The organism is Janthinobacterium tructae (assembly GCF_006517255.1).
In the GTDB taxonomy this organism is placed as follows: Bacteria; Pseudomonadota; Gammaproteobacteria; order Burkholderiales; family Burkholderiaceae_D; genus Janthinobacterium; species Janthinobacterium tructae.
Window position 1 is genome coordinate 2,788,901 of sequence record NZ_CP041185.1, and the last position, 13,066, is coordinate 2,801,966.

The 13,066-nt window shown below is 61.1% G+C and carries 11 protein-coding genes; 5 read left to right on the plus strand and 6 right to left on the minus strand.

Annotated elements, in window-relative coordinates:
- The 4 genes from hslO (at position 1) to FJQ89_RS12140 (ending at position 5,111) form a co-directional block, all read left to right on the plus strand.
- Positions 1 to 981 (plus strand): Hsp33 family molecular chaperone HslO, encoded by a 981-nt coding sequence (gene hslO / locus FJQ89_RS12125; protein ID WP_141170363.1) that lies wholly within the window; start codon positions 1 to 3, stop codon positions 979 to 981.
- Between the two features lie 163 nt (positions 982 to 1,144).
- Positions 1,145 to 3,547 (plus strand): TonB-dependent receptor, encoded by a 2,403-nt coding sequence (locus FJQ89_RS12130; protein ID WP_243136530.1) that lies wholly within the window; start codon positions 1,145 to 1,147, stop codon positions 3,545 to 3,547.
- A gap of 11 nt (positions 3,548 to 3,558) precedes the next feature.
- A complete protein-coding gene (locus FJQ89_RS12135) occupies positions 3,559 to 4,677 on the plus strand; it encodes a glycerophosphodiester phosphodiesterase (RefSeq protein WP_423245214.1) in 1,119 nt (372 codons plus the stop codon).
- Between the two features lie 152 nt (positions 4,678 to 4,829).
- Complete coding sequence (locus FJQ89_RS12140) at positions 4,830 to 5,111, plus strand: hypothetical protein (protein WP_141170365.1); 282 nt, start codon at positions 4,830 to 4,832, stop codon at positions 5,109 to 5,111.
- Positions 5,112 to 5,397: 286 nt separating this feature from the next.
- Here FJQ89_RS12140 and ftsB read toward each other — a convergent pair whose 3' ends face one another.
- From ftsB to FJQ89_RS12155, 3 genes are all read right to left on the minus strand, one after another.
- Entirely contained in the window at positions 5,398 to 5,721 is a 324-nt protein-coding gene (gene ftsB, locus FJQ89_RS12145; RefSeq protein ID WP_141170366.1) for a cell division protein FtsB, read from the minus strand.
- A gap of 61 nt (positions 5,722 to 5,782) precedes the next feature.
- The gene (gene eno, locus FJQ89_RS12150) at positions 5,783 to 7,066 is read right to left on the minus strand and encodes a phosphopyruvate hydratase (protein ID WP_034750709.1); all 1,284 of its coding nucleotides are present in this window, start codon (positions 7,064 to 7,066) and stop codon (positions 5,783 to 5,785) included.
- A gap of 142 nt (positions 7,067 to 7,208) precedes the next feature.
- The gene (locus tag FJQ89_RS12155; protein WP_071075940.1) at positions 7,209 to 8,861 is read right to left on the minus strand and encodes a CTP synthase; all 1,653 of its coding nucleotides are present in this window, start codon (positions 8,859 to 8,861) and stop codon (positions 7,209 to 7,211) included.
- A 246-nt stretch (positions 8,862 to 9,107) separates the two neighbouring features.
- Here FJQ89_RS12155 and FJQ89_RS12160 point away from each other — a divergent pair, with 246 nt between their 5' ends.
- Positions 9,108 to 9,515, plus strand: a complete 408-nt coding sequence (locus tag FJQ89_RS12160) for a PRC-barrel domain-containing protein (RefSeq protein ID WP_071075939.1) — start codon at positions 9,108 to 9,110, stop codon at positions 9,513 to 9,515.
- A gap of 54 nt (positions 9,516 to 9,569) precedes the next feature.
- Here FJQ89_RS12160 and FJQ89_RS12165 read toward each other — a convergent pair whose 3' ends face one another.
- Genes FJQ89_RS12165 through exbD form a run of 3 tightly spaced genes read right to left on the minus strand, consistent with a single transcriptional unit; the run spans position 9,570 to position 13,065 of the window.
- Positions 9,570 to 11,828 carry a TonB-dependent receptor domain-containing protein gene (locus FJQ89_RS12165; protein WP_141170367.1) on the minus strand — a complete coding sequence of 753 codons (2,259 nt, stop codon included), beginning with the start codon at positions 11,826 to 11,828 and terminating at the stop codon, positions 9,570 to 9,572.
- A gap of 32 nt (positions 11,829 to 11,860) precedes the next feature.
- The gene (locus FJQ89_RS12170) at positions 11,861 to 12,640 is read right to left on the minus strand and encodes a TonB family protein (RefSeq protein WP_141170368.1); all 780 of its coding nucleotides are present in this window, start codon (positions 12,638 to 12,640) and stop codon (positions 11,861 to 11,863) included.
- The gene (gene exbD, locus FJQ89_RS12175) at positions 12,637 to 13,065 is read right to left on the minus strand and encodes a TonB system transport protein ExbD (protein ID WP_141170369.1); all 429 of its coding nucleotides are present in this window, start codon (positions 13,063 to 13,065) and stop codon (positions 12,637 to 12,639) included. The genes FJQ89_RS12170 and exbD overlap by 4 nt, the downstream gene beginning before the upstream one ends.
- Between the last annotated feature and the right edge of the window lies 1 nt (position 13,066).

Consider the following 13,066-nt stretch of genomic DNA (forward strand, 5'->3'; position numbering starts at 1 on the left):
ATGACGACTGAAACCACAGGCGCAGTCAGCGCAGCCGTTAGCGGCCAGGATACCCTGCAAAAATTTATTTTCGACAACGCTGCCGTGCGCGGCCAGTTCATCGACGTTTCCCACACCTGGCAGGAAGTGGTATCGCGCCACGCCTATCCGACGGCCGTGAAAAAAGTGCTGGGCGAAATGGTGGCCGCCGCCGCCCTGCTGTCGGCCAACCTGAAATTCAACGGCTCCATCATCATGCAAATCCACGGTGACGGTCCCGTGCGCCTGATGGTCGTCGAGTGCGACTCCGACCTGCGCCTGCGCGCCACGGCCAAGCTGGACCCGGACGCCACCATCCCCGACGTCGCCACCGTGCCGCAGTTGCTCAACGCCACGGGCAAGGGCCGCTTCATCATCACCCTGGACCCGGCCGACAAGGTGCCGGGCCAGCAGCCGTACCAGGGCATCGTGCCGCTGGACGGCGACGACATGGCGACCGTGATCGAAAACTACATGTTGCGCTCGGAACAGCTCGATACGCGTCTGTGGCTGGCCACGGACGACAGCGTCTCGCGCGGCCTGCTGCTGCAAAAGCTGCCCCACCATGGCGGCAAGGCCGAAGCGACGCCTGTCTCGGAAGAAGTTGCGCTGGACACATGGCACCGCGCCGTGATGCTGGCGTCGACCCTGAAAGAGGAAGAAATCCTCGCCACCGATATCGAAACCCTGATGCAGCGCTTGTTCTGGGAAGAAACCATTCGCGTCTTCGAGCCGCTGCACCCTAGCTTCCATTGCAGCTGCACGCGCGAAAAAGTGGGCAATATGCTCAAGATGCTGGGCGAGGAAGAAGTCAACGGCACCCTGGACGAGGTGGGACAAGTGGGCGTGAACTGCGATTTCTGCGGCCAGCACTATACATTCGACAAGGTCGATTGCGCGCAGCTGTTCATCACGGATGCGCCGGCCGAAGTCTTGATTCCCCCTGCAGCGAGCATCAACTAAGCTCAAGCAAGCATTACAGTTTCGCCATCATCCTTCCGCGCCGCCCCTCAGGCGGCGCAATTGTTTCCCCTGTCATCGTTCCGTCATCAGTCCGTCATCAGCCCGTCACGCGCCGCCGTTACGCTGCGCAGCTTGTATTACCCACACTACTTTCCACAGGCTGATGATGACCACCCACTTGACGCTGGCCCTGCGCCGCCATTCCTTCCATGTTTTGCTGGGCGCTTGCGCCGCAGGCCTCTCCCTGCCGGCCCTGGCCCAAACGGCCGTCGCCGCCGCCGTGGCGTCCGCCGCTACCGAGATGGCAGCGCCCGTTGATGACAACGCAGCGATGGCCACCGTGGAGATTTCCTCGCGCAAGACGCGTTCCTCGGTCGCCCTGAGCAAGAATGAAATCCAGAAAATCCTGCCCGGCACGAATCCCCTGAAAGCCTTGCAAACCTTGCCTGGCGTCAGCTTCCAGACGGCCGATCCATGGGGCAACAACGAGCAGAACCTGTCGCTGTTCGTGCATGGCTTTTCCGGCCAGCAACTCGGCTATACCATGGATGGCGTGCCGCTCGGTGACCAGCAGTACGGCAACTACAACGGCCTGTCGCCGCAGCGCGCCGTGATCAGCGAAAACGTGCGCAGCGTCGTGCTGTCCTCGGGCGCGGGCGACCTGGCGACGGCCTCGACCAGCAACCTGGGCGGCACCATCGAAACCTATTCCAGCGACCCGCTGGCCACGCAGGGCGCCAGCGTGCAGCAAACGGTGGGCAGCCACCGCACCTCGCGCACGTTTGCCCGCTATGACACGGGCGCCTTCGGCGACGGCAGCAGCGCCTACTTTTCCATCCTGCACCACGAAGCGCGCGCCTGGGACTTCGATGCGCGCCAGGGCGGCGACCAGTTCAATGCCAAATACGTCAACCGCAGCGAGGCGGGCAAGCTGACCCTGTTCTTCAATTACTCGGACAAGATCGAGCCGAACGAAGACAGCACCGTGCACGTGAAGGGCGAGACGAGCGCGCCGTACACGCGCCCCTTCCTGTACCCGGACTTCAAGGCGGCCTTGAATTACCTGTCGCCGACGGGCGCCACGCCGGCTGCGGACGGCAACAATTACCGCAATTACTACAGCGATGCGCAGCGCACCGATTACCTGGCCTACGCCAAGTTCGACGCCAACTTGTCCGAAGGCATGACCTGGGCTAACCAGGTGTATTACCACAAGGATGACGGCGCGGGCGTGGTAGCCGGCCCCATCGGCGTGGCCGGCTTGCCGGGCCTGTTCAGCGTGTACTATCCGAAACAGAACCTGAAACAGGTGTTCGGCAACTCGGGCTACGCCGTGCGCACGACGGAATACGACATCAAGCGCGGTGGCTTCATTTCCACCCTGCGCAAGGAAATCGGCAATCACCAGCTGGAAGCGGGCCTGTGGCTGGAACAGAACCGCTCGTCCGCCTACCGCCGCTGGTATGCGCTGGACGTCAACAACCCGACCTCGCCGTATGACCGCCCCAGCAATCCTCTGATCACGCAGTACGGCAGCGAGATCGACAACAAGGTGGTGCAGCTGCACTTGCAGGATGAATGGCGCATCCGTCCCGATATCGCCCTGCAGGCGGGCTTCAAGTCCAGCCTGCAGTTTGCCGACGGCCAATTCCCCGTGCAACCGGCCCTGGGCGCCATTTCCGGCGGCTCGACGGCCTTGCCGGTCGGTACCATCAACACGAAAAAATGGTTCCTGCCGCAAGTGGGCGCGCGCTGGGACTTCACGCCGCAAGACCAGCTCTACTTCAATATCCAGAAAAACATGCGCCAGTTCGTCACCTATGGCGGTGGCGGCGCCTCGCCCTGGAGCTTGTCGAGCCAGGCCGCGTTCGACCTGTTCAAGCGCGACGCCAAGCCGGAAACGGCGCTCACCTATGAAGTGGGCGTGCGCGGCAGCCATCCATTGCGCTTGGGCGCCATCACGGCCATCGATGGGCAAGTCAATGTGTACCACGTCGATTTCAGCAACCGTTTGCTGCAGATCAGCCCCACGCCCGTGATTTCCTCCATCATCGGCGGCAACCCCGTGCTGGCCAACGTGGGCAGCGTGCGCACGGACGGCATCGATATCGCCGGCACCGTACACTTCGGCAACAATTTCTCGTTCTACAATGCCCTGTCGTACAACCGCTCGCAGTACGCGGACAATTACAACAATGGCGCCGCGCTGGTGCTGACGGCGGGCAAGAACGTGCCCGGCTCGCCGGAATGGCTGAACAAATTCGTGGCTTCGGCCACGTTTGGCGATATCGAAGTGCAGCTGACGGGAGACTATGTGGGCAAGCGCTACGCGACGTACACCAACGATTTGTCCGTGCCCAGCTATTTCCTGATGGGCCTGGGCGTGTCGGGCAAGCTGCCGGCCATGGCCAGCTGGCTGAAAAACCCGCGCTGGCGCGTGAACGTCAGCAACCTGGCCAACCGCGACGGTTCGCTGAACGTGGTGGTGGGCGCAGCCGACAAGACGTATAACACCTTCCCGATCGCCCCGCGCCAGGGCTTTTTGACCCTGACGGCGGACTTCTGATGCGCGAGCCTATCCTCCTGCAACGGCACTTTTCGCGCCGCAACTTCGTCCAGGCGGCCGTGGGCGGCCTGGCCCTGGCGGCTGCGCCCGGCTTTGCCGCCGGTCTGCTGGAAGCAAAACCGGCGCGTCCGCTGGTGTTCGCCCACCGGGGTGCCAGCGCCCTGCGCCCCGAGCATACGCTGGCGTCGTATGCCAAGGCCATCCTCGACGGCGCCGATTACGTCGAACCCGACCTGGTTGCCACGCGCGACGGCATCCTCGTGGCGCGCCATGAAAGCAATCTGATCGACACCACCGACGTGGCCCGTCGTCCTGAATTTTCCAGCCGGCGCGGCAAGAAGATGGTCGACGGCGAATGGCACGAGGGCTGGTTCGTCGACGACTTCACCCTGGCGGAATTGAAAACCCTGCGCGCCATCGAACGCCTGCCGAAAGTACGCACCGGCAACACCTTGTACGATGGCCAATTCCAGATCCCCACCTGGGAAGAAATCATCGATTTTGTTGCAGCGCAATCTGCCGCCAGCGGACGCATCATCGGCCTCGTGCCGGAGCTGAAAAGTTCCACCTACTTCCGCGATGCGGGCCTGGCGCTGGAAGACCGTTTCCTGTCGACCATGCTGGCGCACGAATACACGCGCCGCGCACCGATCGAAATCCAGTCCTTCGAAGTGGCCAATTTGAAGTACCTGCGCGAGAAGCTGGGACGGCGCGCCAACGTGCGCCTGATGCAGCTGGTGGTGGGCGGCGATATCCGCCCGATGGACGTGGCCAAGGCGGGCGGCAAGCTGACCTTCGGGCAGATGATCACGCCGGCCGGCTTGCGCGACATCGCCACCTATGCGGACGTGGTGGCGCCGCCCACGCGGGGCGTCATCGCGCTGGGCGCCGATCAGCGCCTGGCCAAGCCCACGACCATTGTCGACGATGCGCACCAGGCAGGCTTGCTGTTGCACACATGGACCTTCCGCCCGGAAAACCGTTTCCTGGCGGCCGACTTCCGCGATGGCAATGGAGAAAATGCGCGCAACGAAGCGGGATCCGTCGCGGAAATGCGGCGCTACATCGAAACGGGACTGGACGGCTTTTTCAGCGACGATCCGGGCCTGGGACGCATCGCCGCCGGATAAACATTCCGTAACAATTTTAATTTCAGGGCGTGGCCGGCAGCTACGCCCTTATTATGCGTTTCTTGAATTTCTGAAATTGGAATTTGAAATTAGACATATATCGCCAACTCCACTATTGTGCAATGCAACAACAGACCATTCATGGAGGGCATATGTCCACTTTTACCAACACCTACAGCAACGACAACGACAACTACTTCAGCAACCTGGGCCGCGCCACGCGCGCCTTCCTGGGCGCCCTGCTCGCTTCCAAGCCGTACAGCGAACTGGCGCAGAAGGAAGTCATCGCCACGAACACCAGCAGCGCCGAAGAACAGCGCTATGTGCGCCCTAGCAAGCGCGACATCGCGCTGCTGAACTCGGAAGCGGCCCGTTATGAAAACCTGATGCCGAACTTGGCTTCAGAGCTGCGCTTCCTGGCGTCGCGCGGATAAAAAACGTTCATCGCGGCGTTGCCTGCGCCTCGCCCTGGACGTTTTTTAAGCCAACTACATACTGACAAGGATTTTTATATGATATTTCTCGAAACCGCACTGATCGCTGTTGCCGTCGTGGTCACCAGCATCCATTTTTACCTGATCACGACCGGCAAGGCCCGTTTCTGATCAGCAAGCAGCAAGGCAATCGCGTGCAGCAGTGCAGAGTAGCAAGTACAGGGTAGCAATGTGACAGGTCAGCCTGGCAATCGGTCCAGGCTGACAAGCGGGAAGTCGTACTATCTTAATGTGGCGCAGCAGCGTCCACCGGTGTTTCCAGCAGTGGCGGGGTCTGGCCCTTGCGCACGATCTGCACGAAAATCTCATTCTGTTTGACCATGCCCAGCTCATAGCGGGCACGCTCCTCGACGGCGCCGGTACCATCTTTCAGGTCGCGCACTTCGGATTCGAGCTTGGCGTTTCTCGCCTTCAATTCCATATTCTTCTTGTTGGCCAGCGCCACTTGGGCTTCCATGTCGGCAACACGCAGCCAGCCGCCTTTACCCAGCCAGAGGGGAAATTGGATCAGCAGCAGCAGGGCTGCCAGGGCGAGCGTAATCAGGCGCATGGGGCATTCAGTTAACAAACCGGCCGGATATCTCCGGCCGGCCAGTGGGTTTTACATCAGCTTACTTCAGATTATAGAACGCATCGCGGCCAGGGTAGCTGGCGATGTCGCCCAGGTCTTCCTCGATACGCAGCAGCTGGTTGTACTTGGCCATGCGGTCCGAACGCGACATCGAGCCGGTCTTGATCTGCAGGGCGTTGGTAGCAACGGCGATATCGGCGATGGTCGAGTCTTCCGTTTCGCCCGAGCGGTGCGAAATGACGGCCGTGTAGCCGGCGCGCTTGGCCATTTCGATGGCGGCGAAGGTTTCCGTCAGGGTGCCGATCTGGTTGATCTTGATCAGGATCGAGTTGGCGATGCCTTTCGAAATGCCTTCTTTCAGGATCTTGGTGTTGGTGACATACAGATCGTCGCCGACCAGCTGCACTTTCTTGCCCAGTTCCGCCGTCAGGATCGCCCAGCCGTCCCAGTCGCCTTCGTGCATCGCGTCTTCGATCGAGATGATCGGGTACTTGTCGCACCAGGTCGCCAGCAGGTTGGTGAACTCGGTGGCCGTCAGGCTCAGGCCTTCGCCTTCCATTTCGTACTTGCCGTTCTTGTAGAACTCGGACGCGGCGCAATCGAGGCCGATGGCGATCTGCGTGCCTGGCTCGTAGCCCGCTTCTTCGATGGCCTGGATGATCAGCTTGATGGCTTCTTCATGGTTGGCCAGCGATGGCGCGAAACCGCCTTCGTCGCCCACGTTGGTGTTCAGGCCCTTCTTGTGCAGGATCTTTTTCAGCGTGTGGAACACTTCCGCGCCGTAGCGGACGGCTTCCTTGAACGACGGGGCGCCCACGGGAATGATCATGAATTCCTGGATGTCCAGGTTGTTGTCGGCGTGCGCGCCACCGTTGATGACGTTCATCATCGGCACTGGCATCTGCATGGCGCCCGAACCGCCGAAATAGCGGTACAGCGGCAAGCCCGCTTCTTCAGCGGCAGCCTTGGCCACGGCCATGGAAACGGCCAGGATGGCGTTGGCGCCCAGGCGCGATTTGTTTTCCGTGCCGTCCAGGTCGATCAGGGTACGGTCCAGGAAAGCCTGTTCATTGGCGTCCAGGCCCATGATGGCTTCGGAGATTTCGGTGTTGATGTTTTCGCAGGCTTGCAGCACGCCCTTGCCGAAGTAGCGCTTGGCGTCGCCATCGCGCAATTCCACGGCTTCGCGCGAACCGGTCGAGGCACCCGACGGTACGGCCGCACGGCCCATCACGCCCGATTCCAGCAACACATCGCATTCGACGGTCGGGTTACCGCGCGAGTCCAGGATTTCGCGACCGATAATATCAACAATAGCACTCATGTCATTCTCCAAAGTTAAGCGTAACAGGGGGCTGCACACTGCGTTCTGATGCGCAATTGCACAAAGGGGGCAAAGAAACTCCCGGCGGGAACCATCTGGCCGGGAGCTGTCTTACGGGTAATACTGTCGCAATCGACCCGCGTTATTCCGCGGCGGCGTTGGCTTCCTTGTGCGCCAGCGCTGCCTTGATGAACGAGGTAAACAACGGATGGCCGGTACGTGGCGTCGACTTGAACTCGGGATGGTATTGCACGCCCATATACCATGGGTGGGAATTTTCACCCGTGCGTGGCAATTCCATGATTTCGCACAAATCTTCGCTCGGCGTGCGGGCCGAGACGATCATGCCAGCCGCTTCGACACGGGCCAGGTAATGATTGTTGGCTTCGTAGCGATGACGGTGACGCTCGGTCACCACGCTGCCGTAGATCTCGGCAGCCAGGGTGCCCGGATTGACGGCGCAGGTCTGCGCGCCCAGGCGCATGGTACCGCCCAGGTCCGAGTTTTCATCGCGCAACTCGACTTTACCATCGTGGTTTTGCCACTCATTGATCAGTGCAACGACAGGTTGATCCGTATCAAGGTCGAACTCGGTCGAATTCGCGTTCGGCATGCCTGCCTTGTTGCGCGCGTATTCGATCAGGGCCACTTGCATGCCCAGGCAGATGCCCAGGTAAGGGATCTTGTGTTCACGGGCGAACTGGGCCGCCTTGATCTTGCCTTCCACACCGCGCTTGCCGAAGCCGCCCGGTACCAGGATGGCATCGTACTTGGCCAGGTTCTCGCAACCGGTCGTTTCGATTTCTTCCGAATCGATGTACTCGATGTTGACGCGGCTTTCCGTGTGGATGCCGGCGTGGCGCAGCGCTTCGATCAGCGACTTGTACGACTCGGTCAGCTCGACATACTTGCCGACCATGCCGACGGTCACTTCCGCCTTCGGGTGCTCCATCGTGTAGATCAGTTTGCTCCAGATCGACAGGTCGGCCGGTGCCGGATCGAGGTCCAGCGCTTCGCAGATGATCTTGTCGAGGCCCTGGTCGTGCAGCATTTGCGGCACTTTGTAGATGGTGTCGACGTCCCACACGGAAATGACGGCATGCTCTTCGATATTCGAGAACAGCGAGATCTTCGCGCGCTCGTCTTCCGGGATGGCGCGGTCGGCGCGGCACAGCAGCGCGTTCGGCATGATGCCGATTTCACGCAGTTTTTGTACCGAGTGCTGCGTCGGCTTGGTCTTCAGTTCACCGGCCGAGGCGATATAAGGCACCAGGGTCAGGTGGACGAAAGCCGTGTTCTTGCGGCCGGCGCGCAGGCTCAGCTGACGTGCCGCTTCCAGGAAGGGCAACGATTCGATATCGCCGACGGTGCCCCCGATTTCGCACAGGGCCACGTCGTAGCCTTCGGCGCCACGGCGGATGTAATCCTGGATTTCATTGGTGATATGCGGAATCACCTGCACGGTCTTGCCCAGATACTCGCCCCGGCGTTCCTTGCGGATCACCGATTCATAGATCTGGCCAGTGGTGAAGTTATTCACCTTTTTCATGCGGGTGGAAATGAAGCGCTCGTAGTGACCGAGGTCGAGGTCGGTTTCGGCCCCGTCGTCGGTGACGAATACTTCACCGTGCTGCATAGGGCTCATCGTGCCAGGATCGACGTTGATATACGGGTCGAGCTTGAGCATGGTGACTTTAAGGCCGCGCGATTCGAGGATCGCGGCGAGGGAGGCGGCGGCAATCCCTTTTCCAAGGGAAGACACAACGCCACCAGTGACGAAGACAAATTTGGTCATTGCAGATGGTGCCGAACGGCACGTGCGGGAAATTGAAATTATACACTAAAGCCCGGCTGCAGCGCTCTCCACGCGCGGAAATTTGCGCCAAATGTCGACGATCCTCCCCGCTCCTGCGGTCTACACACAACAAAATTACTCAATAGTAATAATTAAAATATTTTCAATTCCTTAATTTGTGTGGGCGAGCGAACAGACCCTGCCGCGCCCTGTCGGCAGACTGGGATTTTTCAACGGAGGTACATCATGAGCTACGAAGAACGCGACGCCTACGGCATGTATGTCAACCGCGGCCACAAAGGTCCCGGTCCTGAACTGATGGGTGCCGACACCCTGATCGGCGACCATGTGCACAACGCCAAGGATGAACATCTGGGCGAAATCAAGGAAATCATGATCGATATGCGCAGCGGCAAGATCGCCTACGCCGTCATGTCGCACGGCGGTGTCTTCACCATCGGCGAAAAACTGTTCGCCGTGCCCTGGGAAGCACTGCTGCTCGACACCGTCAACAAGCGCTTCACGCTCAACGTCGACAAGGAACGCATCGAAAACGCGCCCGGCTTCGACACGGATAACTGGCCGAACATGGCCGATACCACGTGGGCCCAGTCCATCCACAGCTATTATGGAACGACACCACGGGAATACTAAGCTTCCCGTAGCCACCACCGCAGCGCCTGACGCCGCGGTGGTGGCTTTTCTCTGTTAGAAACGATATTCCAATCCAGCAATATACGTCCTCCCACGCGCCGTGCTCAGCGGCGTGTTGTCCTGCGACTGCGACGGCATCGAGTTCAGCCGGTTCAGCGCTTCCGAAAAATCCTTGTTCATGGCGTTCTGCACCGACAGGCGCAGGAACAGGTTTTTCGACACCTGCCAGCTCGCATACAGGTCGATCACGGCCGGAATCTTCGGATTCTCGGCCTTGAGCACTTCGCCCGTCGCTTCATCGGCTTCATTGTCGGGCGACAAACGGCGGTTCGAGCCCGTGTGCTTGAGGATGGCGCCCACTTCCAGTTTGTTGTCCAGCAGGCGCGTGCCCACGTCGAGGTTGTAGTACACGCTGGGCAGCTCGCTGATGTCGGCCGCGCCGAACCAGGCGCTGGCGATCGAGGTCGGCTGGCGCGTCGTTTCGCGCGTGTACGACAGGCGCGCATACGCCGGCCCCAGCTGATATTGCGCTTCCAGTTCCCAGCCGCGCGAGTACACGGGCGTGGCCGAGTTGATGTAGATATACATATTGGTCATGTAGTCATCCACATTGCGCCAGTCATTGGCGAGTACTTCCGCGATATTGCACTTGCGGCCGCTGTCGCACACAAGGAAGGACTGGCTGGTGATATAGCCGTCGATCTTGCTCTTGAAATACAGGGCCTTGAAGTTCAGCACGTCATTCTTGCTCAGCAAACCATGCAGGCTGGAATTGAAGCCCAGCTGATAAGTGCTGGCCCGCTCGCCCTTCAGGAAGGGATTCATCGAGGCGCCGCCATCGTTGGAAAAGAATACTTCCTGCGGATTCGGCCCGCGCATGGTGCGCTCGGCGCTGGCAAACGGCTGGAACCACGGTGCGACCTGCGCCGACAGCATCAGCGAAGGATTCACGCCGTGTTCTTTCAGCGCGATGTGCGACGCGCCTTGCGGGAAGCACTGCACGCGCGGATCGCAGGCGGGCTTGTAACCCGTCAGCTCGAAGCTCGTATAGTTGAGGCCTGCATTGACTTGAACAATGCCACGGTTGTATTGCAGGCCGGCATACACGCTATCGATCTTTTGCCGTCCTTCCGGCCCGAAAGTATTGTTTTCAATCGATTGCTGGTTCGCCTCGGGGTTGTCGGGGTCGTCGACCAGGCTTTCCACGTGCTTGCTGTACTTGTTGCGCATCAGCTTGCCGCCGATGGTCACCAGCGCATCGCCGCCGGCCAGCCTGAAGCTGCTGGTGTTGTTGATATCGAAGGCGTCGGCGCGGTTGGCCGCATTCGTGTTGATGAAATTGGTCAGCGCCTCAGGCATGTATTTCTGCTTGCCACGGCTGCTGCTGGCCACCACATGGAGGTCGATTAACTCCGAAAACGGCGTGTAGTGATATTTGACGTAGTAGTCATCACTCTGAATATCGCGACGCGTAAAGGTGCTGCGGTAATCGCGCGCCGACAGTTCCAGCGCGTGGAAGTCGCTCAATTTGAGGTCCAGCTTGAGCAGTTGCGACTTGGGCTTCTGCTTGTAATAGCGGTTGTAGCCGAAACCGAATTCCTCGCTGTTGACGCCCTTGGCATTCTTGTAGTTGTTGCCGATCACACTCGCGCTGGTGGCCGCCATGAAGCCCACGCTGCCGCCATCGAAGGCCGGGTTTTTCATGGCCACGGCCAGCATGCCGCTGCGCCCCACACCATTATTTCCGGTCGACATCTTCGTGCGCGCCCCGGTTTTTTCACCGGCGAAGACGACATCATCGACGCCGATGGTGCGGAAATTGGCGCTGCCGGCCAGCGCATTGACGCCATCGCCACCGACGACATTACCACGCGACACATCCACGCCGATGATGAAGTTCGGGTCGATCAGGGCGCCAAACTGGCTGCTGGGCACGCCGCCGTGCGACACGGACGACGGCGCGCTGCCATAGTAATTCTGGCTCACGCCATCGACCATCATGTTGACGCGCCCCAGGCCCGACAGGCCGCGAATATTCACGCTGACGGCGCCCTGCGCCGGGTCGATCTGGGTAAACGTGCCCGGCATGCTGCGCACGATCTGGTCGACCGGCTGCAAGCGCGTGTCCGGTCCGCGCGCACTGACGGCGCCCGGTTTTTCCAGCGCCTGCTGTTCCACAGGGACCGCCTCGCCCGATACATTCAGCGGCGCAAATTCCACCTTGCCACTGTCTTGCGCTGGTTGCGCCCATGCCTGCTGCGCCAGCAAGGCCAGGCAAACGCCCACGGCCTGCGTCATTGTCTTGATATGCATACACCCTCGATTTGTTATGTGATTGAAAAAATTCAGCTGGCGCCGTGGCCGTTCCCGGCATCGAGCTTGAACGACACGGGCAAGGTCACCGTCACCGTGCCCTGGCGCAGCAAGGTGACTGGCGGCGCCGGCAACGGTTGCGCGCGCTGCAGCACTTGCAAGGCCTCGCGGTCGAGCAGCACCGTGCCCGACGAGGTGACCAGTTCGCTGGCCAGCAGCTTGCCGTCACGATCCACCTGGAAGCGCACCCAGGCGGCACCGGCCCGCTTGCGCTGGCGCGCATCACCGGGATAGCGCTTGAAATGGCCCAGATGGCCAAGCACGCGGCTTTGCCAGCTGGCCGGCACCGCGCTGGTCGATGGCGTGTCGCTGTCGAAGGGCGCCGCCTGCGGACCGCGTACGGCGGCCGGCGCCGGTGTGGCGCTGCTGCTGGCCTGCGCGGGCAATGACGCTTCCTTGGCGGCATCCTTGCCGGGATCTGGCGACGGAGCGGTTTCTGCCTTCGCCTCTTTTTCCGCAGCGACGATCTGCGGCGCGGCGGCGCGCGCCAGCACGGGCAGCGCCTCGTGCCGGGTCGTGCTCTTCGGTGGCCGGGCGGCGCTGGAGGCGGCCGACTGGCGCGCCCCTGCTGCCGCCGCCTGTTGTGTCTCCGGCGACATCGCTTGCGCGGCAAACACCAGCATCACGCTGGCGGCCGGATTAGCGGGCGCGACGCTGACGGGCTGCCGGGCCGCCCACAACAGCAGGGCCAGCGCTGTAGCCACCACCAGCGAAGTGGCGATGCCCCAGCTCAATATCGGACGCGGACTCACCCGCCCCCCTCCCGGCCCACCAGGCCCACTTTCAGGTAGCCGGCCTGGCGCAGGGCATCCATCACGCCCAGCACGTCTTCATACGCGGCTTGCTTGTCGGCCTGGAAAAACAGCGTGCGCTGGCGGTCGCCGCCCGTTTCGGCATCGAGCAGGCGGCCCAGTTGCCCGCGCGCCACGGGCGATTCCCCCAGATACAGGCTGTGATCGGCTTTCAGGGAAACGAACAGCGGCTTGTCGGGACGCGGCTCGGGCTTGGCCGTGGCCGCCGGCAAGTCGATTTTCAGGTCGACGGTGGCCAGCGGCGAGACCACCATGAAAATGATCAACAGCACCAGCATCACGTCGATGAAGGGCGTGACATTGATCTCGCAGAGCTCCGGCATGTCGGCCGTGTCGTCGTCCGGTGACGGAAACAGGGAAGCCATG